The sequence below is a fragment of the Rhizobium sp. NLR8a genome (assembly GCF_019685235.1).
Lineage (GTDB): Bacteria > Pseudomonadota > Alphaproteobacteria > Rhizobiales > Rhizobiaceae > Rhizobium.
Genome location: NZ_JABDWI010000009.1, coordinates 310,622 through 333,630, shown reverse-complemented (window position 1 = coordinate 333,630; position 23,009 = coordinate 310,622). Strand labels below are relative to the sequence as shown.

Sequence of the window (23,009 nt, the reverse complement as noted above, 5' to 3'; positions counted from 1 at the left end):
ATCTCTCGATCAGCATCTTCGGACCGCTGCAGCTGTTCCGACGAGCCATGCCCGTCGCGATCGGCGAGTCTTTTGAGTCCCTTGCGGCGGGTTTCTCGAAAAGTGATTCCGGTGTCTCAGAAGGTCGGTCCGTGTCGCAACGACTTGAATCCGAAAAATCGCTCATCTCTCTGAAAACAAACGGCGATTTCCACGATCGCCCCAAGCGCGGCGACCGGAAGATGGCCGGCGTCAGAGCGGCCGCGTCACGGCCGTGCGGCTGTCGTAATCGGCAGCGATGCGTTTTTCCCGGAGCGGGCGCACGCGCTCGATCGAACGCTGGTAATCGGGGTGCGCCTTATAAGCAGCGAGAGCCGCCTCATCGTCGAATTCGCCATAGACCACGAGATCGATCTCGGTGCCGAGCTGATCGGTCTTCACATTGGTGCCGATTTCCAGCAGGCGCGGGTATGGAATGGCGGTCAGGATCGAAAGACCCGCCCTCACCTCCTCCAGATGTTCCTCCTGCACGGTGAAGAAGACGATATGGCGGATCACGCGGAAGCTCCTGTCAGATTCCAGAGGGGTTTGCCCGCGCGATAACATGCGCGCGGCGGGCCTTCAACCGCGCGGCCGGCCCTGCGCGGCATCCGGACGCAGTGCCGCATGGAAGGCCAGGGCGTAACCCGCAAGCTTCTCGGCCCGGTCGGTGCCGTTGACGATGCGGCGCGCATTGACCCAGTCCTCGGTCGTCGCATTCAGGTGATCGGCGAGTTTGTGGCCGGTAAAGCTGCCCTGCAGCATGCCTTCGATCAGGATCGTCACCGCCGCCTCCATCTCCATCGCCCGATCGGGATCGGCAACCAGATCGATGCCGGTCAGCACGCTCATCGCCTCATAATTTCGTTTGTGGGTGAGCTGCACCAGGCCGCGTCCGAGCCAGCAGCGGCCATCCTCATCCGGCCGCCAGTAGGGTGTCTCCACCCAGGAGAGCCGGCCTGCGGCAAAGGCTGCCTCTAATATCTCGACCGCGCGCATATCGCTTTCCGCCAGCGTCTCACGCACCGGCTGCATCGTATAGGCGGTCTCATGAAAGGCGGTAGCGAGGATATAGGCGAGCCACCGGCGGTCGGCCTCAACAGAGCGCTTTTCCCAGGCATCGAGAATCGCCGTCATCCCCACTACCTGAGGCTGAGTCAGCTCTCCTTTGAAGAGCTCTTGCTGCACCGCATCAAAAAAGAATACCCGGTCCATGTGGACAACCATTCCGCGCTCCCCGTGAACACCACGGTTAAAACCGTCTTAATCGATTAAAATAAACTTAATCGTTTGAAGTGCCTAAGCCCCTGATTTACACCCGTTTTGTCTTGTGCAATGCATTTTCTTGCCCTGAAGCCTTACCACCACAAGAGGAGACTTCCGATGCAGGCGCCGGCCAACACACAGACCACCATTCCCCAGCATGTCCTCGACCAGATGGAAAATGAGTGGCGCCAGATTCGCCTTGAGCGCGAGAATGCCCGCCCCGATCCGGGAGCCTCAACAACAGCGCTGAGAGATACAGGCAAAGCGGTGCAGATGTAAGGCCTGCCCTCATCGCGTCGCAGCCTCAAGCCGGCTCGCCAGCGTTTCCAGCGACCGGGCGAAGACCGTTCCATCTCTGAGCGCGCGCGACAGCACCAGCGCGCCTTGAATGCCGCAGACGCCTTCCTCAGCAAGCGTCTGCGCCTCTGTTTCAGCACAGCCAGCCCGCGTCAGCGCCGAACTCAACGCCTCGATCCAGCGGAAGAAATAATCGGCGATCGCAGACGAAAACCGATCGCGGGTGTCGTCGAGCGCGAAGGCACCGACGAGGCAGATGCGGCCGCCGGCGCGGAAGTAGTCATTGACATTGATCCACATCGCCGCAATCGCCTGGCGGGCGTCGTCATTCCTCAGCGGCCGATAGATCGCCTGCTCGAACCAGGCACCGACATCGGCGAGCACGGCGCCGGCCATCTCCTCCTTGCCGCCGGGGAAGAAGTGATAAAGGCTGCCCTTGCCAATTCCGGTGCGTTCGGTGATGCGGCTGAGCGTGGCGCCCTCATAGCCGAGCTCGCGGAAGGCTTCCGCGAGCAGCGGTACGATGTCGGCGCGTTCGTAGACGGTCTTCACCGGTCCAAGTTCATCCCATTCTAAAGGCCGAGCCCGGTCAGGCCGGGAGGGTCGTCCGGCCGCCGGCCAAGCGGCCAGTGATATTTGCGCTCCGTTTCCCGGATCGGCAGATCGTTGATGCAGGCAAAACGGCGCTGCATCAAGCCGGTGGCGTCGAATTCCCAATTCTCATTGCCGTAGGAGCGAAACCAGTTGCCGCTGTCCTCGTGCCATTCATAGGCAAAGCGCACGGCGATGCGATTATCGGCAAAGGCCCAGATTTCCTTGATCAGCTGGTGTGCCCTATGAAATGGTCGAGGTCGATTTGGCGGCAGGTGCGCCCACAAGACGCCGGATTTCCGCAAGCTCAATCCCTTTGGTCAGGTGCCGCGAAGGCAGGCCTGCTGGTGCCGCTGCTTGCCGATTTCGAACCGCAGCCGGCGCCGGTGCATCTTGTCTATCCCTCGCGGGGGTTGGTGCCGCTGAAACTGCGCGCCCTCATCAATTTCGCAACGCCGCGCCTGCGCGCAACGCTGAAATAGCATTAGGCAAGCCTGCCTTCTTCCGCCTTGTAGAAATACTGGCTGGCGACCAGCCAGCCTTTCAGCGGCCGGAGCGGCGGAATGCAGGTGGCGAGCATGAAGGGACCGGTGACGAGAAGCTGCACCCAGATCGGCGCCGCGAATGCCACCTCCAGCCAGACGCCGAGCAGCACGCTCGGGATGCAGGCGAAGCAGATGACGAAAAAGGCCGGGCCGTCGGCCGGATCGGCGAAAGAATAATCGAGACTGCAGGCTTCGCACTGCGGCTGCAGCGTCAGGAAGCCTTTGAACATATGGCCTTGGCCGCAGCGCGGGCAGCGTCCCCTGATGCCGGTCTGCATCGGAGGAAGCGGGGGATATTCGGTATCCATGATGACCTTGTCCTATCTCGCGGCTCAGTCAATGCCGCATAATGAGTGCATTCAATATAAATACATTATATGGAATAGACCAATCAATCTGCCAGATTGCCGCACAAGCAAGTCGACCGGTCAAGGACCGGTCGCGGCTTGTCGTAAATCCATTCGAAGAGCGTCCCGCCTAGACCAATTCCGTTTTTCTTCTAGCAGGCTCAGCCGCGATATCGCCGGATCAGAAGAACGAACCCGCCATTTCCGGCGGGCCTTCCAGCGCATGGGCCATGAACTCCAATGAGCCCTGCAATTTTGCCCGGGCGATCGGGCCGCCGAGGCAGACGCGGACGGCCTCGGGTGCGGCGCCCTCGACCGCGAAGGCATCGCTTGCCACCACGCCGATGCCGGAGGAATGCATATGGCTGCCGAACGTGGAACGGGTCCAGCCGTGGGCCAAAGGCAGCCAGATATTGAAGCTGATCGGATCGGCGCGGTAGCTGCCGGCGGGCAGGATGGCGGCAACCATCTGTTGGCGGGCGCCCGCCTCGGCGCGGATGAAGCGGAGGATCGCATCGGCCGTGCCGTCCTCGATCCAGCGGGTGGCGAGCGCCATATTCAACGGCGAGGCCATGACATTGTTGGCGCGCATGGCGCCGACGAAGGGCCACACTGCCCTGGTGTCCGGAGCCACGACATAAGCAAGGCGCAGGCCGGCGCCGAGGCATTTCGCCAGGCCGCCGATATGCCAGGTCAGCTCGGGCGCCGTTGCCGCAAGCGGCGCAGGCCCTTCCTGCGGAATGAAGCCGTAGGCATCGTCCTCGACGATCGGCAGACGATATTTGCGGGCGACAGCTGCGATTTCCTCGCGGCGGCCAGCTGGAATCGTCAACGTCGTCGGGTTCTGCAGCGTCGGATTGAGGTAGAGCGCCTTCGGCTTCAACCGCTCGCAGGCCGAGGCCAAAGCATCGGGCCGGATCCCGTCTCCGTCCATCGGCAGGCCGGCAAGATTGAGCCGCAACTGGGCTGCGATCGAGCGCATGCCGGGATAGGTGACGATTTCCGAAATCACGGTCTCGCCGGGCTTTGCCAGGAGGCCGAAGATCGCCAGAAGGGCCGGATGGGCGCCCGGCGTGACGAAGATCCGCTCCTGCGAAGGCGTCAGACCGCGGCGGCCGAGCCAGGCGGCGGCGGCCTCCTTGTCCATGCCGGAACCGCCGAAGCCTTGATAACGCAGAAGCGGGATCAGGCTCGCCGCCACCGCCGACATGCCCTCGCGCATGCGGGCGATCAGTTCCGGATCGTCAGGTTCCGGCGGCAGGTTCATCGAGAAGTCGACGACGGCCGCTCGCCGGGGGTCGGGTGCGGCGCCGACGCCCCAGTCCTGGCGGTGTTTGATCGCCGCGCCGGTGACGAAAGTGCCTCGGCCGACATGGGAATCCACCAGGCCGCGCTTCTGCGCCTCGACGTAACCTCTCGCCACCGTAGTGAAATCGACGTTCAGCCGTTTGGCAAGTTCGCGCTGCGGCGGCAGCCGGTCACCGACCGCCAGATGCCCGCTGCGCAGATCCATTTCGATCAGATCGGCGATCGCCATGTAACGCGGGCTGCTGCTGCGGCTCAGGTCGGGATGCCAGTCTTTCATTCTTGATCCGATCAACATAATGGAAGCATTGACCGTATATTGTTGCATCTCCCCACTGTCACGAAAAAAGTCAGCCTCCGCGACGGAAGCCGACGCCGACTGGATGTCTCACCGCATTGATGGTGACGCGAAGGCGTCGATGCCGCTCAGCCTGGCCGACAGGGCCCACAGCCGCTCGGCCTGCTCGGGGTCAACGGCGTGATCGCTCACGCCGCCCGGCTTCCCATCGATCGCCCTGTTCGCCACATCGCAATCTTCGCAATAGAGGCCTCCCATACCCTCGAGCTGAGGTGAGGTCGCCGCCCATAGCTGGGTAGCGGCGCCTTGCGACGGCGTCTTGAATGTCGGGTCGATCGGATTGCCGTTCGAGTCGATCCACCCCGCACCCACCATTTCCTCTCGTGAAAGATACCGCTGCAGTGGCGTGAGGATCTTGCCCGGGTGCAGCGAAAACGCGCGGATACCAACGCCGCGCGCGAGCCTGTCCAGATGCAGGGCGAAAAGCGCATTGGCTGTCTTCGACTGCCCATAGGCTTGCCATTTGTCGTAGCCAGTCTCGAACTGCAGGTCGTCCCATCGGATGCCGGAGATCCGATGGCCGCCTGATGAAACCGAAACGATACGCGCATTCCGCGACAATGCCGGCCAAAGGCTGTTAACCAAAGCGAAATGGCCCAGATGATTCGTTGCGAATTGCGCCTCCCAGCCATCGCCGACGCGGGTCTCCGGGCAGGCCATGATGCCGGCGCTGTTGATCAGAATATCGATGCTGCGGCCGGCCGTGACGATGCGCTGGGCGAAGCGGCGGACGCTTTCCAGATTGGAGAGATCCAGCCGTTCGACCTGTACGCCATCGATGCCGGCAACGGCGTCTCGGGCCGCGTCAATGTTCCTTGCCCCGATGATTACCCTAGCGCCGGCGCCAGCCAGAGCGCGTGTGGTCTCCAGCCCGAGGCCGGAATGGCCGCCCGTGATGACGGCGCACTTGCGGGAAAGATCAAGGCCGGCCACGACCTCGACAGCGGTCGTGCGGGCTCCGAAGCCGGAGCCGATAGGGACTTGCTTATCATTCATGATAATTGCCTTCATTAACGTTTCTAGTAGGACAGTCGCGAGGATAGGGCGTGGCGATCAGACGATCCATGCGCTAGAGTCCGTCACCTCTTCGTTATCGTCCGGAATTTCCGCATGGACCCTTTATCCAATGTCCTCGCATTGCTCAAACCTCGAAGCTATGTCTCCGCGGGACTGAATGCCGGCGGCGCCTGGGCGCTCGATTTTCCACCTCCTGAAGGCATCAAGTTCAACGCGGTCATTTCCGGGGCGTGCTGGCTCAGCGTCGATGGCGTTGCCGAGTCCGTCCGGCTGGAGGAAGGCGACTGCTTTCTCCTGACAAGCCGCCGGGCTTTTCGTCTCGCCAGTGATCCATCTGTCGAAGCGATGCCATGCGAGGCGATCTATTCGATTGCCCGCGATGGAATTGCGACCTGCAACGGCGGGGGCGATTTCTTCCTGATTGGCAGCCGTTTTTCCTTTTCGGGAGGAAACTCCGACATCCTTCTCGGCATCCTCCCGCCAATCGTTCATGTGAAAAGGGATTCCGATCACGCCGCCGTGCTGCGCTGGTCGCTCGATCGGATGACGCGCGAACTGCGCGACCGACAACCCGGCGGTTTTCTGATGGCAGAGCATTTCGCGCATGTGATGCTCATGCAGGTGTTGCGCCTCTATATCGCATCGCCGGATGCCCGCGGCGTCGGCTGGCTTTTCGCACTCACCGACAGGCGGATCGGAGCGGCGCTCGCGGCCATGCATGCCGATCCGGCACGCAAATGGACGTTGCAGTTGCTGGCCGAACGGGCGTCGATGTCTCGGTCCACCTTTGCCCTCCATTTCAAGGCAAAGGTCGGGCTGGCGCCGATGGATTATTTGACGCGCTGGCGCATGCTTGTCGCGGCAGACCGGCTGGCAAATCCGGCCGAAGCAATTGCGAGCGTCGGCCTGTCGCTCGGTTATGATTCGGAAAGCGCCTTCAGCACCGCTTTCAAACGGGTCATGGGGTGCTCACCTCGGCAATATGGTGCCGCTCAGCAGGTCGGCGATACCATGCGAAATGAGGTTGGCGCTCGATGAACCTGATCGTGTGCCATTAGCGGGCAATCGCGCATCGGCCGGCGGAGATTCCGTTTGACACGGTCTTGCACCCGTCGCCCACTCTCTTACCTATCCAAGTATGAATGTGCCGGTCTTATTCCGTACCGGCACTCCATTAGGATGAAAGCATGAATATCAATCCCATCTTGCGGTCAATCGTGGGCATCCGCTCCTCCATTCCGGAAGATGCCTTCACGGCGGAGACGCTGGGAACCATCCGTGAGGGCAGCGGCGTGGTCATCCGCGACAATGGATTGGTGCTGACGATTGGTTACCTCATCACCGAGGCCGACGAAGTCTGGTTGACGACGCTGGACGGCCGGGTGGTTCCCGCCCATCCGCTTGCCTATGACCAGGAGAGCGGGTTCGGGCTGGTGCAGGCGCTCGGCGTCCTGAACGCGCCAGCAGTGGATTTTGGCGATGCGGCCGCGGCAAAGCCCGGCGATCCCGTCGTGCTTGCCGACGGCATCGGCGAATATGTCCAGGCAAGTATCGTGGCCCGACAGGAATTCGCCGGTTATTGGGAATATCTGCTGGAGGAGGCGATTTTTACTGCGCCGGCCCATCCCGCATGGGGCGGCGCAGCCCTGATCGGCGCGGACGGCAAGCTTCTCGGCATCGGTTCGCTTCGCCTGCAGATGAGCCAGGACGGCGAGGTCGCCGATATCAACATGGTCGTTCCGATTGATCTACTGCCGCCGATCCTGGACGATCTCTTGAACCGCGGCCAGGTCAACAAGCCGCCGCGGCCCTGGCTCGGCGCATTCTCCGCCGAAAGCAGTGGTGGCGTGGTGGTGATGAGCGTCGCCGGAGGCGGTCCGGCCGCCGAGGCCGGCCTACGTCAGGGCGACATCATTTCGGAAATCCGCGACGAGGAGGTCGATGGCCTGGCCGATTTCTACCGAAAGCTCTGGAGCAGCGGCCCGGCCGGCGCCGAGATTCCGATGCGAATTCTGCGCAACGGCCGGGAAGCCTGGCTGCGGATCAAATCCGCCGACCGCAACAGCTTTCTGAAAAAGCCGCAGCTGCAATAGGGCCGCATCGCGCGTGACTGCCGTCGAAGACTGAAACCGCGGCTGGCTTCACAGGCCGGTCCGTTATGCGGCCCACCTACGAGCGAGCCAAGTTCGTTCGTTGACTCGGAACTGCCATTGAAAGATGCTGCCGTCAATCCTGGGATCAACGGAGTTTGCGGTCCATGTTCGATCATATCTCCATCGGCGTCAAAGATCTCGAAAGAGCCCGCCGCTTCTACGACGCAGCGCTGGCGCCGCTCGGATATGAGCGCCTGTCGAATTCCGACGGCATGATCGGCTACGGTTCGGAACAGGTCGGCCTTTGGGTGATGCAGGTTGCCCATCCCGTTGTGGCCGACATGCAATCCGGGCTGCATTTCTGCTTCGTCGCCCCGAACGAGGCCGCGGTCGACGCGTTTTATGCGGCTGCGATCGAATCCGGCGGCACGGATAACGGTGAACCGGGTATCCGCCCGGATTACGGCCGCTTCTATTACGCCGCCTTCGTCATCGATCCGGACGGCTATCGCCTCGAAGCCTATTTCCACAAAGGCGAGATATAACGGCCGTCAGGCCGTAGCTCTGGAGATCGCCATCACCCTTGCGGCCGCCGGGCCGAGGGCAGCCCTCACCCGTCCGCCAGCCGCAAAAATCGCGTTGCGTTGCCCCAGCGAAAGGCGCATTGTTTCGGCTTCGGCAGCCATCGCACGGGCGCTGCCGACTGAGGGTTTCATAACCCCCGCCCCGACGAAAGGAGGACTTCGATGTCTTCCACTTCCGATAAGCCCTATTTGACGTCATCCGATCTCGATATGCTTCAGGGTGTGCTCGACACCGCGGGCTACAAAGCAAGAATACCGGCCGGCGACGAACAGACCTGCAACGCCGCAGCCATGCTGCTGATCAAGCTGTTCCAGGAGGGCGTCACCTCGCCGGCCATGCTCTTGCGGGCGCTCGAATACCATTTCGGCAGACCGAAGAAGCAACAGAAACCGGTCACCCCCGTCTGTAACCGCTACGCGATCCAGGGATTGCCCCGCGAGCGCCGACCGACGCGGCCGGGCAATTCCGCAGGCCGGTAGTGCGTGGCTTTCAATTCCGATCTAAAGGGAGATCCATCCATGGCAAAGGGACAGCTGAGAAGCAATCGCGAGGCCCGCAAGCCGAAGAAGGACAAGCTGGCGACGAAGCCGGAAACCAGCTTCGCCGGGCAGATGAAGACGGCGGCCCAAACGGCGCCTCATGGCAGCAGCGCGCCCAAGGGCGGCGGTCAGCCTCACCGGTAGCCAGTTACGTCAGCCGGTTTGTCCCGTTCCTGCACTTCCACTAGGTAACGCCAACAATCCGGCCGCGAACCGTCAACATCGTCGAAACCATAGGCCTTCGCCACCCCGCCGCTCGACAGCGACTGGCCGTTCCAGCGGGCGCGGTCGGGATCGGCTGACAGGGCCGCTACCGCACGGCCGACGAAACGCGGGGTTTCAGAAATGGCAAAATGCGGCTGCACCCCGGTCGCGTCGCGCCAATTCTCCTCGCTCACGCCATAGGCCTCCAGCATCATTTCGGAGCGCAGCCAGCCGGGCGTGATCGAAACGGCGGTGGCGCCGTGTCTGGCCAGATCCTGGGCATGCGCCCAGGCCATGCGGGTGACGCCGGTCTTGACGAGGTCGTAGAACGGCGAGAGCCGGTAATGCGCGGCGTTGTATTCGGCCGTGCCGTCGGTTACCTCCACCAGCAGCCCGCCCGGCCGCTCGATCATCAGCGCCAGCGCGTAATGGGCGGTGATCAAATGCGTCTCGATGCCGAGCCGCAGCATGCGCAGGCCCTTGTCCAGCGAATGCTCCCAGACCGCCTTGTCCCATTCGAACAGCTTCTCGCAGCCCCAGATGTCGTTGACGAGGATGTCGAGCCGGCCGGCTTCCGCGCGGATGCGCGCGACGAGCGCCTCGACCTCATGCGGAACGAGATGATCGACCTGTACGGCAATGCCCTTGCCGCCCGCCGACGTCACCAGTTCGGCCGTTTCCTCGATCGTCTCGGGCCGGGCATAGTCGGACTGCTGGGCGCGTGTCGTGCGGCCGGTGACATAGACGGTGGCGCCGGCAGCACCGAGTTCGACCGCAATGCCTCGGCCGGCGCCACGCGTGGCGCCCGCCACCAAGGCCACTTTTTCGCGCAAGTCCGCTGTCACGTCTCCATCCTCCACGCTAGAACCGGGAGCCGGCCGACTGCGACTGGCTTTGGTTGAATATAAACGAATGTTCGTTCATATTCAAAATGAACGCAAGAGGAATTTCATGCCGCGCCGCCGCACCCTGTCCGACGAACAGCTTCTCGCCATGGTGCTGGCGCTGATTCATGCGGAAGGGCCGGATGCGGCGACGTTTGCCGCGGTGGCGAAGGCGAGCGGTCTTTCCGGTTCAACCCTGGTTCAGCGTTTCGGGACAAAGGCGGCGATGCTGCGCGCCGCGCTGCTTTACGCCTGGGACCGGCTGGATGCGGAGACGGCGCGCCTTGCCGGCGCCGTGCCGAAGACGCCGGACGGCGCCGTCGCGCTGCTCGTCGGCCTGTCGCATGAATATGGCGATGATGCCGCCGCCTATGGCGAGGGATTGCTAGTGCTGCGCGAAGATTTTCGCGATCCGGTGCTGCGCGCCCGCGGGGCGGCTTGGGGAACGGCGTTGACAGCGGCGATCGCGCGCTGTTTCGGCTCGGCGAAGGCGCCGGAAACGATCGCCCGGCTGATGCTGGCGCAATGGCAGGGATCGCTCACCTGGTGGGGATTTGGCGCGGGCGGCCCGGTGGCCGCCTATGTGGAGACGGAATTGCGGCGCTTCCTGACTGCGGTGAAATCCTGACCCCGCTCACGCTTCTTCTTCATCCTTTTCCGCACCCACGGTCAGCGGCCAGTCGACGACATAATCCTCGAGATCATCGATATCGATCTCGGTTTCATTGATCGTGCGGCCGCGGGCGGAAATGCCGGCGGCATGGACGGTCTCGGGATCGCCGGAGACAAGCGGATGCCACCAGTAGAGATCGCGGCCCTCATTAATCAGCCGGTAGCCGCAGGTCGGCGGCAGCCAGGCGATCTCAGGCACGTTCTCCCTGGTCAGCTGCACGCAGTCAGGCACGAAATCCCACCGGTTCTGATAGCTGGAGCAGCGACAGCTTTGGCCGTCGAGCAGTTTGCAGCTGACCGAGGTGAAATAGATATCGCCGCTCTCCCACTCCTCGAGCTTGTTGAGGCAACAGAGGCCGCAGCCGTCGCAGAGGCTTTCCCATTCGGCGGGGCTCATTTCGGCAAGGGTCTTCTTCTTCCAGAAGGGCAGATCGGTCATCGTCCGTTTCTTGCAACAGCGGCCCAATTTCACGTGACCGCCGCTCTATCTCTCTTGTTATCCGCCATAAAATCAATCAATTCTTCAGCATGCTCCTGGTATCGGAGAGCTTTTCGGGCCTTGAGGGCCTCGCGCTTTCGTCGCTTTCCGGCGGCCGGACATGAGGCAAGCGCGATCAGGCGGGAATACAGGACGTGCAGGATCCGGACAACCCTGAAAAAGGGCCTGAAAGGGAATCAGACAAACGAACCGGTGACGCGGCGGGCAGGCGGCCGCCGAAGAGCCGCCACATTCTGTTGCGCATCGATTCATGGATCGATTCGACCGTCTGGAACGCCGGCTTCCGCGCCGCCGAGATCTGGGAAGACACCACCATCTTCTTCCGCCGCTTTCGCGTTCGCGGCTGGAAACGCATGATCTTCGAACTTGCCGGCGAAGGGCTGACCCTCGGGGCGGCCGGCGCGGTGCTGATGCTGGTGCTTGCCCAGCCAGCCTTCGAGGCGACCAAGGAGGACTGGCGCAATCGCGGCGATTTCGCCGTCACCTTCACCGACCGCTACGGCAACGTCATCGGCCATCGCGGCGTCATCCACCAGAATTCCGTCCCGATCGACGAGCTGCCGGATTCCCTGATCAAATCCGTCCTCGCGACCGAAGACCGGCGTTTCTTCGACCATTTCGGCATCGACGCGATCGGCCTCTTCCGCGCCATGGTCACCAACGCCCAGGCCGGCGAAGTGGTGCAAGGCGGCTCGACGCTGACGCAACAGCTCGCCAAGAACCTGTTTCTCTCCAACGAGCGCTCGATCGACCGCAAGATCACCGAAGCCTTCCTGGCCCTATGGCTCGAAGCCAATCTCTCCAAGAAGGAAATCCTCTCCACCTATCTCGACCGCGCCTATATGGGCGGCGGCACCTTTGGTGCCGCGGCAGCGGCGCAATTCTATTTCGGCAAGAACATTACCGATGTGAACCTTGCCGAGTCGGCAATGCTTGCCGGCCTGTTCAAGGCGCCGGCCAAATATGCGCCGCATGTCAACCTGCCAGCCGCGCGTGCCCGCGCCAACGAGGTGCTGACCAATCTCGTGCAGAGTGGGCTGATGACGGAGGGCCAGGTGATCGCCGCCCGGCGCAATCCGGCGACCGTCGTCGACCGCAACGAGGTGGAATCGCCGGATTTCTTCCTCGACTGGGCCTTCGACGAAGTGCAACGTCTTTCGCCGCGCTTCCACCAGCATTCGCTGATCGTGCGCACGACGATCGACATGGGCATCCAGAAGGCGGCCGAAGATTCGGTCGAGACATCGCTGCGTGAATTTGGCGAGGCCTATCACGCCAAGCAGGGCGCCATGGTGATGATCGAGAACGGCGGCGCCGTCAGGGCCATGGTCGGCGGGCGGGATTACGGCGAGAGCCAGTTCAACCGCGCCACCAAGGCGCTGCGCCAGCCGGGCTCCTCCTTCAAGGTCTATACCTACGCGCTGGCGATGGAGAGCGGGATGACACCGCAGACGACGATCGTCGACGCCCCGATTTCGTGGGGCAACTGGAGCCCGCACAATTATGCGAACCGCTATGTCGGCCGCATCACACTCGAGACGGCGATCGCCCAGTCGATCAATACCGTGCCGGTGCGGCTTGCCAAGGAAAAGCTCGGCATCCAGCCGATCCGGGCAATGGCGAAGAATCTCGGCGTCGAAACGCCGATCCGCGACGACGTCACCATCCCGATCGGGACATCGGAGGTGACGGTGCTCGACCAGGCGACGGCCTATGCCACCTTCCCGGCCGGCGGCTATCAGTCGCGCCGCCACGGCATTACCCAGATCCTCGATTACGAAGGCGATGTGCTCTACGATTTCGACCACGACGAGCCGGCGCCGAAACGCGTGCTGTCCGAACAGGCCGATGTCTATATGAACCAGATGCTATCGCGCGTTCCCTATGTCGGCACGGCGCGCAAGGCGGCCCTCGACAACGGCATCCTGACAGCTGGCAAGACCGGCACGACCCAGGCCTATCGCGATGCCTGGTTTGTCGGCTTCACCGGCAATTACACCTGCGCCGTCTGGTTCGGCAATGACGACTATACCTCGACCAACAACATGACGGGCGGCTCACTGCCGGCAATGACCTTCAAGCGCGCCATGGACTACGCCCATCAGGGTGTGACGTTGCGCCCCATCCCCGGCGTCGAAAACCCCCTGCTCTCGGAAAAGGATCTTGCCAAGACCGTCGCCGCCAAGCCGCAGGACGGACTGCCGCAGCTCATCCGGCCGCGCATGCTCTCGGTCCAATCGACTGATATCCTTAAGAAGCTCGGAGGGAAGCTGAAGGCCGCCGCGCCATTGACGCCGGCGAAGGTGGCAAGCTCGGAGTAGACGCTGCGTGGTCGCTGCGCTCGTTCGTGTCGGAGATCGGCGAGACCCGCCCCTCATCCGCGTCCAACGCGCGTGCCCCGCGATCTGGACAGATCGACGTCCATGTCATGGCGCGGCATTCCACCCTGCCAGAATCAGTGCTAACCCTGTCATCCCGGTTTCCAAGGTCATGACGTGTTTCGATTCCCCCTTTTCATCCTGATCACGCTGATCGTCGCCTTCGGCGGCGGCATCATGATTTCGCTTTATGCGCTGGATGCGACACAGGGTTTCGGGGCGATCAAGCTTGGCGCCTGGGAGGCCTTTCCGGCGTTGCAGACGGTCGATGCCGATCCTTACGCCAAATCGCACCGGGCACGCGCCGGCAAGTTGCTCTACGGCAGCGCCGAGGGGCTGACCTTCACGGCGAGCGTCGACGACGACGGTGCACGGCTGAACGCCGGCTGCCGCTACAGCCTCAGCGGGCAGACGCCGCCCGCCCGGCTCTGGACGCTCTTTACCGCCGACAATGGCGGCAATCCGGCGGCGGTGAAGACCGGGCTTCCGGCGGCGCTCAATTCCTGGACGGTGCTGCGCCAGCCCGACAGCAGCTTTTCGATCGAGATCTCCGCCGCCGCTCAGCCGGGCAACTGGCTGGCCTTGCCGCAGGCCGGTACTTTCCGGCTGGTGCTGACGCTGTTCGACACGCCAACCGCCGGCAGCTCCGGCGTGATCGATCTCGCCATGCCGAAGCTCACCAAGACCGGATGCGGCAATGCTTAGGATCTTCTTCGCCGTCCTGACCGGTCTTTTCGGCGCAGCGCTCCTGCATCTCGTCATCATCCTGTCCCTGCCGCATTTCACCGGCAGGGATGCGGCGACCCGCGTGGCGGCGGAAGGCGATCTCAACAATTTCTATCTGCTCGGCGAGCAGTACGACGAGGCTGGTCTCGCCAATGGCGACCCCTTCCTGCGGACCGCCGTCTGCTCCTTCGACGTCGAGGATGCGCCGGTGCATTTCACCGCCAAGGGCAACGTCCCCTTCTGGTCGATCGCGATCTACGACAGCGCCTCCAACGAGGTGTTCAGCATGAACGACCGGACCTCGGTGGGCGGCGCGCTCGACGTTCTGGCGGGCGGCCCGATCCAGTTGACGGACCTGCGCAAGAACCTGCCGCAGGAACTGGACCAAGCGATCCTGGTGGAAATGGCGAGGCCGGATGGTTATGCCGTGCTACGGACGCTGGCACCGCAGGCAAGCTTCGATGAAGCAGCACGCAACTTCCTGACGGAAGCGGGCTGTGAGCAATTCACCCCCGGCAATTAAGCGGAATGTCTGTTCTCAATTCGGCATCACGCTCCGGGGTTGAAGAGGCGCTTACTTCTTTCTGGCGCGCGGCGCGGGCGCCGGACCATGTCTAGGGCTCTCGGCGAGCCGCTCATAGCGGACCCCCGTGAACCAGAGAATCTTGGCTTCGCGCGGTTCCTTGTCCAGGCGACGCGGCGCCCGCGGCCGCCGATCCGCCAATGCGACTACTATTGCCATTCTCGTCTCCATGCACTGCCCGAGACGGATGAACTTGCGATGGATTTCACCCTGCCCGCCACTCTGCGAGCCGGCGCGTCCTGCGGTGCCGGCATGGCCGGACCGAGGGCATTCGCGCCTTTCCCACGGCACCTGATTGAAATACCGTGATGCGGAGTTTCGACGATCCAAATACTCAAATCGCGTCGTTCCTGTCCGAATTGAGACACATGACAGTTAACAGTTTACTAATATTCAGCGGATGCCAAACACAGTTTCCGTAACTTCCTCTTCAACGCTTGAGGAGTCGATTTGGTTTCATGCCCCGCTGAAAGACCGGAAGGCAGCGAGCAATATAAAATTACAAGAAATTCATATAGTTGACGACGATACAGCGATCTATCCAGAGCCGCTGTTGCAAATATGCGGCACAGAAATATTTGTTGTGGCAGATCAGCGCGGGCTTCGGTTTATCCTGGGTGCCCACTCGTTTTAGAGGCGCGCCGATTGCAATTCCCGCCGTCCGCGAAGCGGCTTTCTCGTTGCGGCATGGTGATAACTGCTGCAAGCGATGGCGCATCGCCGGACCCGATCAGGAGGAGGACCGGTTTGCTTGCCGCCGCAGCGCCCTTTCGGAGCCCATAGCCTTTCCATTGCCGGCTAACCATTATTCGCAGGTTCCTCGGGTATATTTCTGTATCATTTTAATAAAATCTTCAGCATCCATTAACCGTACAAGTGTAGGATTTGTTCATATCCGTGTGGTCCGAGAGGCGTCCCCGCCAGCGCTATCGGCCCCATGGTTTCCCTTGGTTCTGCGTTTTCAGGGTGTGCTTGTGCGTGACCGGTTTCGAGACCTAGAGGGCCCGTTGGCCGTCAGGAAAAAGGACGTGGTGTTGATGGCGACTGTGAGCAGTTTCGAGAGCCTGTCTCATCCGACACGATCCGAACTGCGCCAATTCGCCGAGCTTTTCACACCGCTGTTCCAAGCTTCCTCCGACGAAGCCAAGCGCCAGGCAGTCGCCGCCCTTTCCCAATGCGAGACCATGCCGGCAGCCGTGGCGCTGTTCATCGGCAATCAGCCGATCGAAATCGCCGCGCCTTTCCTTATCGCCTCGAAGGCCGTTGCCGACGACACGCTGATCACCATCGCCCGCATGCAGGGTGCGGCGCATGTCAAGGCGATCGTCAGCCGCGATTCGCTCTCACCGAAGGTCATCGACGCGCTGGTGGCGCTGCGCCAGACCCAGCCGCGCTCCGCCACCGCTTCGGCGCCGATCACGGAAGCGCTGGCCGTCCCGCTTTCGCCAGTCCAGGTGGAGAGCAACGAGGCCGAAGCGCTGGAGGAACAGCGGGTCGCCAATGAAGAGGCCTTGCGCGGTCGCATCCTCGATCTTGCCGGCCATCTCGGCCGCGACGATCAAGACAGGCTCGGCCTGCGCACCCTCACCGACATTCAGGAGGCGCTGCTGGTGCGCTTCGCCCGCTCGCACGAGGCGACGCATTTCGCCACCGCACTCGCCGATGCGCTTTCCGCCAGCCGCTGGCTTGCCGAACGCATCATGCTCGACCTCTCCGGCCAGCAGCTCGCCACGACGCTGACGAGCCTCGGCATGGGCTTTCTCGACGCTGTCTTCGTGCTGGAACGATTCTATCCGCATCTTGCCGAACAACAGCATAATGTGACGCGCGGCTGGATGGTGCTCGATGCGCTCGATCCGGAAGAATGCCACGAAAGGGTGGAGGCCTGGCGGCGCGCCGATCGCTACACCTACAAGGCCGAGACCACCGATTCGCGCACATCTCGGGAAACCGAAACCCACCGCTTCGCCCGCCAGGCGCCGGTGCAGCGCGACATACGCGCGCTGGGGCGGCGGTCGCGTTGAGTTGAAGAAGACCTGACTCTCAGCGATCCCCCGCCAGCGGGATTATGTCCCCCAATTCCTCCGCCTCCAGCTCGACGATCCAGAGATCGGGGTCGAAGCGGCGTTCGCGATCCAGCATCGCCCGCACCGCTTGCGGCTCGCTGCGCGCGAGGCGGACTTCGAACAGCCGGTCGCGGATCTCGTCTTCGCCGAAGGCGGTCTGCGGCGCCGGCGCATAGAGCGTTTCCAGACCATCGCGAAAGTGTTGGCGGATGAAGATCGCGCCCGCCTCCTCCGCGCCCTTCTTCTCCACAGCGGCGAAATCGCCGCTTGCGAAGACGCGGCGCAGAAGCGAGGAAACGAAGATATCGGCGCGTAATCTCATCGGGGCGGTATAGAGCCTTTCCGAGTTAGATTGAAGCATTCTGTTGGCTCAAACGGAGAGGATGGTCGACCGGCCGGCGTGCGTCGTAGCCCAACTCTGCGGCGAAGCCGGCCGGTCGATCAGCCGGCCCGTTTCAGCCAACATCCCGCAGATTTGCCTGGCAAAACTGCAAGACTTTGGAATCGCCGGACCCACTTGTCGCTTCGCCACTGCGAAGCGGTGCGGCCGGTGGGCCGGGCATGTTTCCGCCAGGATCAAAGGCGATCGGCTCGGACGTACCTGGGGTATGCCCGTCGCCAATCGCCTTTGCCCTGACGAAAACCTGCTCCGGCAGAATGCTTCAATCTAACCCGGAAAACCTCCAAGACCGGCGCGCCGGGGCCGGCAATCCGCAACCGAGCTTTGGCGGATGCGTCAGACCTTGACCGCCAACCGCAAGCCGCCCCAATGGCGGCCCCTGACGGTGATCGGCGCGGAGATATCCTTCATCATCACGAAATTGCCGCCGCCCATGTCGCGCCGGTAGGTCTGGACGAGGAAAGGTGCGGTGCTGCGGCCGGCGGCAAGGCCGACGCGATCGGCGAAGATGCGGCGGTTGCGGCAGTTGGCGGTGTTCCAGACGATGTCGCCCGGCCGCTGCGGCTGCGAGAACTTCCGGTTATGAGTCGGCAGATAACCGTTTTCGTCGACCGCCGCGCAGAAGGCGACGCGCTCGTCCAGGGCGACGACGGGCTCCTGGATCGGCGGCAGCAGACGGTCGGTGAGTTCGGTGAAGGCAGCCATCATCTGAACCGGATCGGTGCCAGCCATCGGCCGGTAGCGCCGGTCGAAGAGGGCGTCGAAACCGATCTGACCGTCGGCGACGGCGCGTTCGAAAACGCCTGATATCTGCCTTGCCACGGATTGTGCTTCCTCGATCCAACGGCTGTCGGCGGTCTTGACGCCGGCGCTCGCCGTCAGCTGAATCAGCGTTTCCGAGAGGCCGACGACGCTGTCGACGCGCTTTGCCGCCTGCTGCAGCCTGACATTCGAACCGGCGATCTCGCCGGACATTTCGCCGAGCTTCTGGACGAAACCGGCGCATTGTTGGTCGACCGCCTCGGTGGTGTTGGCCATGACGGTCGAACTGTCGAGAATGCGGGTGATGACATGTTCCATGCTTTCGAAGGCGCCGCGCATCGCCTCCGACTTGTCGCGCACGCCGGCGGCACTGTCGCGGGCATCGCCGCCGACCGCCGACAGCCGGTCGATCTTCACCCGAAGCCCATCCAGCGTGTCCTGAATGGAGCCCGTCGCCTTCGAAGTCTGCAGCGAAAGAGCGCGCACTTCGGCGGCGACGACGGCAAAACCCTTGCCCGCATCGCCGGCGCGCGCCGCCTCGATCGCGGCGTTCAGCGCCAGGAGGTTGGTCTGGCGGGCTATGGTGCTGATCTCCTCGGCAATCTTGTCGACATCGGCAAGCGATTTCGAGAAGCTGGCGATTTCAGCACCGATGACGTTGGAGGACTGAACCATATGGCCGATCTCGGCAACGGAACCGGACATGCGGTCGGCCGACTCCTTCAGCATCTGGCGGGCTTCGGCCGCCGTGCGATCGGTCTCGCGCAGCGACAGGGCTACCGAGCGATTGGTCTCGGCAATCGAAAGTGCGGTGCTGGTGACATGATCGAAGGCGGAGGCGTGGCGCGCCGACATCGCCGCCATGTCCTGGATGGCGCCGGCAATATCGACGAGATCGATGCCAAGGGTGGAGGCTTCTTCGGCAAGGCGCTGCAGGATGTGGCGCAATCCCTCGCGATCAGGGCTTTCCGCTTCGACCGTCGGTTCTCCGGTCAGATCGTCTATCGCCTTCAGCGCATGCATGACCGACATTCCCCCGCCGCAATTGGCAAAGCTTCGGACAACATGGTTAACAAGTTGCAAACGAAGCTGGGGTCTTAGACTTAGGTTGTACTATGGCGCGAACGCCTTAGATCGCACCGATTTCCTTCAACTTCTTCAGCACCGCCTCGTTCGGCTCGCCGTTTTCGGGGAGGTTGTAGTGCTTCTGGAAGTGGCGGATGGCGGCGCGAGTCTGCTCGCCGGCCACACCGTCGACGCCAACGTTGGCATAGGCCATATTGGAAAGGCCCTTCTGGATCTTCAGCACCAGATCGACGGTGGCAAGCTCGCTCGATGGAAGCTGCTTTGCGGCTGACGGAGCCGTCTTGACGGTCTTTTCGGCGCTGCGGATCGCAGCAGCGACCGGGTCCTCCGCCGCCGCCTTCGAGGTGACATCCTCACGCGGTTTTTCCACGGGCACGGTCGAGGGGCCGGCAGCGTCGGTCTTCAGCGCGGCCAGCACCTCCGGCGTCGCTTCCCCGGTCTGGGCCATGCCGACGGTCTCCTGGAAGAACAGGATGGCGGCACTGGTGCGGGGGCCGATGATGCCGTCAGCGATGCCGTTATAGAGGCCGCGGCGCACCAGCTGCTGCTGGATGTCCATGACCAGCTCGCTCGGCTGCTGAGCGGGTGCGGCCGGCACCGGCGTCCCGCTGGTGGTGGCGGCATCCTCCGGCCGTTCGATCCGGAAGGTGGTGACGTCAGCCGGTTGTTCGTCGGCCGGACGGCGCGCGCCGAGCACGTTTGGGGACTGCGGGTCGCGGGTGCGGAAAATCGGGTGCGGATGCAGGCCAGGCTGATACCAGAGGGCATTGGCCGCAACGAAGGAGAAGATGACGAAGAAGGCGATCATGCCGCCGGCGACCGACGGATTGCGGCCAATGACGCCGCCGAGCGCGGACGCCCCCTGCAGCCCGAGACCACCCAGCGCGGATGCGCCCTGCAGGCCGAGGCCGCCGAGAGCGGCCGCACCGGACACGACAAGGCCCGGCTGCTGCCGTCGCTTCTTTCCCTTAGGCGATTTTCGCTTGCGCGCGGCCATCGAAAAGCCCCTCTTCCAGTTCTGCTCCGGTACCGACCGCGTCCTTCAGCCGCGGCGGAAATTCGACGGTCGCGCCATGACCGGCGTGTTCGGCGCGCCGGGCGCCCGAGCCATCCACCGCAATCTCGACGGTGATGATCGTACCTTCGCCCGGCTGGCTGGCAATGGCAAAATTCCCGCCATGCAGCGCCACCAGCCCCTTGACCAGCGAGAGGCCGAGACCGCTGCCCTCGAAGCGGCGGGTGTAATCGTTCTGGATCTGGACAAAAGGCTGGCCGAGCATCGCCAGCTTATCGGCGGCAATGCCGATGCCGGTATCGCTGACCGTCAGCTTCAGGATGCCGTCACGCGCCGCCGCATCGACCGAGACGACGCCGCCGGCTTCGGTGAATTTCACGGCGTTGCCGACGAGATTGATGAGGATCTGCTGGATGGCGCGCTGATCGGCGACGATCTCGCCAAGCCCACGCTGAATCCGGCTCGTCAGCGTGACGCCCTTGGTCTTGGCCTGCAATGCCAGCATCGATTCGCAGGATCTGACGGAGCTTGAAATATCGAAGGCATCCAGAATCAGTTCGTAGCGGCCGGCTTCAATCTTGCTCATGTCGAGCATGGTATTGACGACCGAGAGCAGATGCGCGCCGGACTCGCGGACGAGACCGACATATTCGCGCTGGCGGTCATTTTCGAACTTGCCGAAATATTCGCCGATCAGAATATCGGAGAAGCCGAGAATGGCGTTCAGCGGCGTGCGCAGCTCGTGGCTGACCGCGGCGAGGAAGCGCGACTTGGCGTCGTTTGCCGATTCGGCGTCGGCCGCACGGTTCTGGGCTTCGGCCCGCAGCTGCTGCTCGACGGAGACATCGCGCAATTGGGCGATGACGGCGGCAAGCTCGCCATCGGCATCACGGCGAGCCGTCATGTCCATTCTCAGATAGGCGAACTGGCGCTGATCGCGCGAGATCGAAGGCCGGTCGAGGCGCAGATCGACGCTTGCGGCATCTTCGCCGCGCCTGAGCTCATCGAGCGCCTGCAGGAACAGGATGCGGTCGGAGACATGCACCTGCTCCAGGAAGCCCCTGCCCTTCGGATCGCGCATCCAGGCAAGGAAATCGCGCCGGTCGCGGCCGCCTATGGTGGCGACGCTGCCGTGTGGATCCAGGAAAAAGACGAGGCCGGGGGTGACGTCGAGGAAGAAGTCCTCGGCCGACTGTGTGGCAATGCCGGCCGACGAGCCCTGGCGGGCAAGTGCAATGCTGCCGACGGCGGAAAAGAGAAAGGCGGCGCAGACCATGGCGACGCCGGCCGGCAGTGCGACGGCGGGGCTGGTGACCGCCGAAAGCCCGACCGGCGCGGCGACGAGAGCGGCCGAGGAGAGCAGCACGAGGCGCCGCAGAATCGCAAGCTCGCGCTGGCGCACGGCTTCGCCGCCACCCGTCCGGGAAAGCCAGCTTGTCGCCGCCCGGTCTACGAGGGCCGTCGCCCAGCCGCCAATGTCACTCAATACTCGCACGCAATACCCGCCCAAAGAGGCTGTCTGTCGATCCGGACAATAGGCCCCCGCGACTTAAGGAAAGGATAAGGCAAAGGCGCTGTTCACAGCCAGAAAGAGCAGAAATTCCCGTTTTGAAGCATCTGAGAGCTCCTTCGCTTCTTGTGGTTAATGGCCGGTAAGCGGCGGATTTCCTTCATATTTCAGCACTGCGTTAACTCCTGTGGCAAGGCGAGCCGGCAAAAGCCCTGCAATTGCAGGCAGGTGCTGCCCTGATGCTTAACAACAATCGCTCGCATTTGACTTAAATGCCGCTCAAATGCGCTTCGCTAAAATTTGAGTTAAATTTGCCGCAAATGCGCGCGAGTTTTGAAAAGCGGCATTCGCAACTTGCCGATAGGGTGAGAGCACACCGGACAACCGGCCTGATTCGGCGATAAGAACCGGACGGGAAAACAGGATGGGCAACGACAATGTGGTTTCTGATCAAAGGATCCTTCTGGTTTGGCCTAGTGCTCGTGCTTCTTTCCGTCTTCAGCACGGAGGGATCCGACAAGCTTGCCGGCGGCCCACAATTGCAGCTCTCAGACGCGTTTACGGCGGCGAGCGGCGCCTATGACTATCTCACCGGCATGTGCTCGGAAAAGCCGGATGTCTGCGCCAAAGGCGCCGAGACCCTGACGGCGCTCGGCTACCGGGCCCGTGAGGGCGCCCGTGTCGCTTACGAACTTCTCGACAGCCAATTCACCGACGAACCGACGACGCCCGCAAGGCTTGCCGAGCCGGCAAACCGGACATCGCCCGCCATGCCCTCGCTTGCCTCCCCTTCCGTCCAGGAGAAGGTGCGCGAGGCAAAGGCTGCGCTCAACCAGCCGATGCCTTACCGGCCGCCGGTCGACGATGAAGCCGAGACCGTGGTAACCGGCGCGATCCCGCTGCCGACGCCGAAGCCGGCGATCTGACGAAATTGCGCGGGCAACCGGCCCGCCGCACATAAGCAACGTTCGGACGCGGGACTGCGTCACACTGGAATTCTAAAGCGCGGTGCGATCTTTGAGATTCGCCTGCCGCGCTTTAGGCCCTTGGTTTTCCGCATGTCGTTCACGCAAAACCGCTGCACACTTTTGCGCGACATGCTTTAGAGCTTGCATCGGTGGTCCGCATGACGCGGAAATGCCCCATGCCTGACGTGCCTGCCCTGTTTAATTCAGCAGATTGCTGCGCCGTGAGGATGCCCATCCCTCACGGCGTTTCTTTTGAGAGCATGTCGCACAAGAATGTGCGGTGGATTTCGATAAC

25 protein-coding genes and 4 pseudogenes are annotated in these 23,009 nt (G+C 62.7%); 14 read left to right on the top strand and 15 right to left on the bottom strand.

Annotated elements, in window-relative coordinates:
* Window positions 1-231 precede the first annotated feature (231 nt).
* Both HJC04_RS19570 and HJC04_RS19565 read right to left on the bottom strand, forming a co-directional pair.
* Window positions 232-537: a Dabb family protein gene (locus HJC04_RS19570; RefSeq protein WP_210628576.1), complete on the bottom strand. Its 306-nt coding sequence runs from the start codon at window positions 535-537 to the stop codon at window positions 232-234.
* A gap of 13 nt (window positions 538-550) precedes the next feature.
* Window positions 551-1,245 (bottom strand): annotated as a pseudogene (locus tag HJC04_RS19565) (hypothetical protein).
* A gap of 156 nt (window positions 1,246-1,401) precedes the next feature.
* On the opposite strand from HJC04_RS19565, the gene HJC04_RS19560 reads away from it, so the two are divergent.
* Window positions 1,402-1,563 carry a hypothetical protein gene (locus HJC04_RS19560; RefSeq protein WP_210631716.1) on the top strand — a complete coding sequence of 54 codons (162 nt, stop codon included), beginning with the start codon at window positions 1,402-1,404 and terminating at the stop codon, window positions 1,561-1,563.
* Between the two features lie 9 nt (window positions 1,564-1,572).
* On the opposite strand, the gene HJC04_RS19555 is transcribed toward HJC04_RS19560, so the two are convergent.
* Window positions 1,573-2,133, bottom strand: a complete 561-nt coding sequence (locus HJC04_RS19555) for a TetR/AcrR family transcriptional regulator (protein ID WP_210628578.1) — start codon at window positions 2,131-2,133, stop codon at window positions 1,573-1,575.
* 20 nt (window positions 2,134-2,153) lie between these two features.
* A pseudogene (locus HJC04_RS19550) lies at window positions 2,154-2,411 on the bottom strand (DUF1348 family protein); the annotation flags it as partial.
* Between HJC04_RS19550 and HJC04_RS19545 the strand changes: the two are divergent.
* Window positions 2,408-2,502, top strand: a pseudogene (locus HJC04_RS19545) (glutathione S-transferase); the annotation flags it as partial. The pseudogenes HJC04_RS19550 and HJC04_RS19545 overlap by 4 nt on opposite strands.
* Window positions 2,499-2,654 (top strand): annotated as a pseudogene (locus tag HJC04_RS19540) (LysR family transcriptional regulator); the annotation flags it as partial. The pseudogenes HJC04_RS19545 and HJC04_RS19540, both read left to right, overlap by 4 nt.
* Window positions 2,655-2,656: 2 nt before the next feature.
* Here the strand turns inward: HJC04_RS19540 and HJC04_RS19535 are convergent.
* From HJC04_RS19535 to HJC04_RS19525, 3 genes are all read right to left on the bottom strand, one after another.
* Window positions 2,657-3,025 (bottom strand): DUF983 domain-containing protein, encoded by a 369-nt coding sequence (locus HJC04_RS19535; protein ID WP_210628579.1) that lies wholly within the window; start codon window positions 3,023-3,025, stop codon window positions 2,657-2,659.
* Between the two features lie 220 nt (window positions 3,026-3,245).
* Entirely contained in the window at window positions 3,246-4,649 is a 1,404-nt protein-coding gene (locus HJC04_RS19530; protein WP_221146876.1) for a PLP-dependent aminotransferase family protein, read from the bottom strand.
* A gap of 108 nt (window positions 4,650-4,757) precedes the next feature.
* A complete protein-coding gene (locus tag HJC04_RS19525; RefSeq protein ID WP_210628581.1) occupies window positions 4,758-5,723 on the bottom strand; it encodes an SDR family NAD(P)-dependent oxidoreductase in 966 nt (321 codons plus the stop codon).
* A 114-nt stretch (window positions 5,724-5,837) separates the two neighbouring features.
* On the opposite strand from HJC04_RS19525, the gene HJC04_RS19520 reads away from it, so the two are divergent.
* The 3 genes from HJC04_RS19520 to HJC04_RS19510 all read left to right on the top strand — a co-directional run bounded on the left by HJC04_RS19520 (window position 5,838) and on the right by HJC04_RS19510 (window position 8,382).
* Entirely contained in the window at window positions 5,838-6,782 is a 945-nt protein-coding gene (locus HJC04_RS19520; protein ID WP_221146875.1) for an AraC family transcriptional regulator, read from the top strand.
* A 149-nt stretch (window positions 6,783-6,931) separates the two neighbouring features.
* The gene (locus HJC04_RS19515; RefSeq protein ID WP_221146874.1) at window positions 6,932-7,837 is read left to right on the top strand and encodes a S1C family serine protease; all 906 of its coding nucleotides are present in this window, start codon (window positions 6,932-6,934) and stop codon (window positions 7,835-7,837) included.
* 164 nt (window positions 7,838-8,001) lie between these two features.
* Complete coding sequence (locus HJC04_RS19510; RefSeq protein ID WP_210628584.1) at window positions 8,002-8,382, top strand: VOC family protein; 381 nt, start codon at window positions 8,002-8,004, stop codon at window positions 8,380-8,382.
* Between the two features lie 6 nt (window positions 8,383-8,388).
* On the opposite strand, the gene HJC04_RS19505 is transcribed toward HJC04_RS19510, so the two are convergent.
* A complete protein-coding gene (locus HJC04_RS19505; RefSeq protein ID WP_221146873.1) occupies window positions 8,389-8,553 on the bottom strand; it encodes a hypothetical protein in 165 nt (54 codons plus the stop codon).
* A gap of 30 nt (window positions 8,554-8,583) precedes the next feature.
* On the opposite strand from HJC04_RS19505, the gene HJC04_RS19500 reads away from it, so the two are divergent.
* Entirely contained in the window at window positions 8,584-8,901 is a 318-nt protein-coding gene (locus HJC04_RS19500; RefSeq protein WP_210628586.1) for a hypothetical protein, read from the top strand.
* 39 nt (window positions 8,902-8,940) lie between these two features.
* Entirely contained in the window at window positions 8,941-9,105 is a 165-nt protein-coding gene (locus HJC04_RS19495) for a hypothetical protein (protein WP_176439425.1), read from the top strand.
* Here HJC04_RS19495 and HJC04_RS19490 read toward each other — a convergent pair.
* A complete protein-coding gene (locus HJC04_RS19490; RefSeq protein WP_210628587.1) occupies window positions 9,096-10,010 on the bottom strand; it encodes an SDR family oxidoreductase in 915 nt (304 codons plus the stop codon). The two genes, HJC04_RS19495 and HJC04_RS19490, sit on opposite strands and share 10 nt — an antisense overlap.
* Window positions 10,011-10,116: 106 nt before the next feature.
* Here HJC04_RS19490 and HJC04_RS19485 point away from each other — a divergent pair, with 106 nt between their 5' ends.
* Window positions 10,117-10,677 (top strand): TetR family transcriptional regulator, encoded by a 561-nt coding sequence (locus tag HJC04_RS19485; RefSeq protein WP_221124235.1) that lies wholly within the window; start codon window positions 10,117-10,119, stop codon window positions 10,675-10,677.
* A 6-nt stretch (window positions 10,678-10,683) separates the two neighbouring features.
* Here HJC04_RS19485 and HJC04_RS19480 read toward each other — a convergent pair whose 3' ends face one another.
* The gene (locus tag HJC04_RS19480) at window positions 10,684-11,160 is read right to left on the bottom strand and encodes a YcgN family cysteine cluster protein (protein WP_210628589.1); all 477 of its coding nucleotides are present in this window, start codon (window positions 11,158-11,160) and stop codon (window positions 10,684-10,686) included.
* Between the two features lie 194 nt (window positions 11,161-11,354).
* Between HJC04_RS19480 and HJC04_RS19475 the strand changes: the two genes are divergently transcribed.
* From HJC04_RS19475 to HJC04_RS19465, 3 genes are all read left to right on the top strand, one after another.
* Entirely contained in the window at window positions 11,355-13,541 is a 2,187-nt protein-coding gene (locus HJC04_RS19475; protein WP_221146872.1) for a transglycosylase domain-containing protein, read from the top strand.
* Window positions 13,542-13,715: 174 nt separating this feature from the next.
* Window positions 13,716-14,303, top strand: coding sequence for a DUF1214 domain-containing protein (locus HJC04_RS19470; RefSeq protein WP_210628591.1), 588 nt, complete (start codon window positions 13,716-13,718; stop codon window positions 14,301-14,303).
* Window positions 14,296-14,847 (top strand): DUF1254 domain-containing protein, encoded by a 552-nt coding sequence (locus HJC04_RS19465; RefSeq protein ID WP_210628592.1) that lies wholly within the window; start codon window positions 14,296-14,298, stop codon window positions 14,845-14,847. Before HJC04_RS19470 ends, HJC04_RS19465 begins: the two co-directional genes overlap by 8 nt.
* A gap of 51 nt (window positions 14,848-14,898) precedes the next feature.
* On the opposite strand, the gene HJC04_RS19460 is transcribed toward HJC04_RS19465, so the two are convergent.
* Window positions 14,899-15,066 (bottom strand): hypothetical protein, encoded by a 168-nt coding sequence (locus tag HJC04_RS19460; protein WP_221122637.1) that lies wholly within the window; start codon window positions 15,064-15,066, stop codon window positions 14,899-14,901.
* 815 nt (window positions 15,067-15,881) lie between these two features.
* Between HJC04_RS19460 and HJC04_RS19455 the strand changes: the two genes are divergently transcribed.
* Window positions 15,882-16,931 carry a hypothetical protein gene (locus HJC04_RS19455; RefSeq protein ID WP_210628594.1) on the top strand — a complete coding sequence of 350 codons (1,050 nt, stop codon included), beginning with the start codon at window positions 15,882-15,884 and terminating at the stop codon, window positions 16,929-16,931.
* A gap of 19 nt (window positions 16,932-16,950) precedes the next feature.
* Here the strand turns inward: HJC04_RS19455 and HJC04_RS19450 are convergent, their stop codons facing one another.
* The 4 genes from HJC04_RS19450 to HJC04_RS19435 form a co-directional block, all read right to left on the bottom strand.
* Window positions 16,951-17,295, bottom strand: coding sequence for a DUF1491 family protein (locus HJC04_RS19450; protein ID WP_210631667.1), 345 nt, complete (start codon window positions 17,293-17,295; stop codon window positions 16,951-16,953).
* Window positions 17,296-17,709: 414 nt separating this feature from the next.
* Window positions 17,710-19,158 carry a methyl-accepting chemotaxis protein gene (locus tag HJC04_RS19445; protein ID WP_221122646.1) on the bottom strand — a complete coding sequence of 483 codons (1,449 nt, stop codon included), beginning with the start codon at window positions 19,156-19,158 and terminating at the stop codon, window positions 17,710-17,712.
* Window positions 19,159-19,264: 106 nt separating this feature from the next.
* Window positions 19,265-20,218, bottom strand: a complete 954-nt coding sequence (locus HJC04_RS19440) for a peptidoglycan-binding domain-containing protein (protein WP_210628595.1) — start codon at window positions 20,216-20,218, stop codon at window positions 19,265-19,267.
* Complete coding sequence (locus tag HJC04_RS19435) at window positions 20,190-21,731, bottom strand: HAMP domain-containing sensor histidine kinase (protein ID WP_210628596.1); 1,542 nt, start codon at window positions 21,729-21,731, stop codon at window positions 20,190-20,192. Before HJC04_RS19435 ends, HJC04_RS19440 begins: the two co-directional genes overlap by 29 nt.
* Window positions 21,732-22,183: 452 nt before the next feature.
* Here HJC04_RS19435 and HJC04_RS19430 point away from each other — a divergent pair, with 452 nt between their 5' ends.
* Window positions 22,184-22,672: a DUF5330 domain-containing protein gene (locus tag HJC04_RS19430; RefSeq protein WP_221146871.1), complete on the top strand. Its 489-nt coding sequence runs from the start codon at window positions 22,184-22,186 to the stop codon at window positions 22,670-22,672.
* Window positions 22,673-23,009 lie beyond the last annotated feature (337 nt).

Excerpts from the sequence above, each read along its gene's own strand:
- HJC04_RS19560 (WP_210631716.1), top strand. The coding sequence starts at position 1,402 with ATGCAGGCGCCGGCCAACACACAGACCACCATTCCCCAGCATGTCCTC.
- HJC04_RS19535 (WP_210628579.1), bottom strand. The coding sequence starts at position 3,025 with ATGGATACCGAATATCCCCCGCTTCCTCCGATGCAGACCGGCATCAGG.
- HJC04_RS19530 (WP_221146876.1), bottom strand. The coding sequence starts at position 4,649 with ATGAAAGACTGGCATCCCGACCTGAGCCGCAGCAGCAGCCCGCGTTAC.
- HJC04_RS19525 (WP_210628581.1), bottom strand. The coding sequence starts at position 5,723 with ATGAATGATAAGCAAGTCCCTATCGGCTCCGGCTTCGGAGCCCGCACG.
- HJC04_RS19520 (WP_221146875.1), top strand. The coding sequence starts at position 5,838 with ATGGACCCTTTATCCAATGTCCTCGCATTGCTCAAACCTCGAAGCTAT.
- HJC04_RS19515 (WP_221146874.1), top strand. The coding sequence starts at position 6,932 with ATGAATATCAATCCCATCTTGCGGTCAATCGTGGGCATCCGCTCCTCC.
- HJC04_RS19510 (WP_210628584.1), top strand. The coding sequence starts at position 8,002 with ATGTTCGATCATATCTCCATCGGCGTCAAAGATCTCGAAAGAGCCCGC.
- HJC04_RS19505 (WP_221146873.1), bottom strand. The coding sequence starts at position 8,553 with ATGAAACCCTCAGTCGGCAGCGCCCGTGCGATGGCTGCCGAAGCCGAA.
- HJC04_RS19500 (WP_210628586.1), top strand. The coding sequence starts at position 8,584 with ATGTCTTCCACTTCCGATAAGCCCTATTTGACGTCATCCGATCTCGAT.
- HJC04_RS19495 (WP_176439425.1), top strand. The coding sequence starts at position 8,941 with ATGGCAAAGGGACAGCTGAGAAGCAATCGCGAGGCCCGCAAGCCGAAG.
- HJC04_RS19485 (WP_221124235.1), top strand. The coding sequence starts at position 10,117 with ATGCCGCGCCGCCGCACCCTGTCCGACGAACAGCTTCTCGCCATGGTG.
- HJC04_RS19480 (WP_210628589.1), bottom strand. The coding sequence starts at position 11,160 with ATGACCGATCTGCCCTTCTGGAAGAAGAAGACCCTTGCCGAAATGAGC.
- HJC04_RS19465 (WP_210628592.1), top strand. The coding sequence starts at position 14,296 with ATGCTTAGGATCTTCTTCGCCGTCCTGACCGGTCTTTTCGGCGCAGCG.
- HJC04_RS19460 (WP_221122637.1), bottom strand. The coding sequence starts at position 15,066 with ATGGCAATAGTAGTCGCATTGGCGGATCGGCGGCCGCGGGCGCCGCGT.
- HJC04_RS19450 (WP_210631667.1), bottom strand. The coding sequence starts at position 17,295 with ATGAGATTACGCGCCGATATCTTCGTTTCCTCGCTTCTGCGCCGCGTC.
- HJC04_RS19445 (WP_221122646.1), bottom strand. The coding sequence starts at position 19,158 with ATGCATGCGCTGAAGGCGATAGACGATCTGACCGGAGAACCGACGGTC.
- HJC04_RS19440 (WP_210628595.1), bottom strand. The coding sequence starts at position 20,218 with ATGGCCGCGCGCAAGCGAAAATCGCCTAAGGGAAAGAAGCGACGGCAG.
- HJC04_RS19430 (WP_221146871.1), top strand. The coding sequence starts at position 22,184 with ATGTGGTTTCTGATCAAAGGATCCTTCTGGTTTGGCCTAGTGCTCGTG.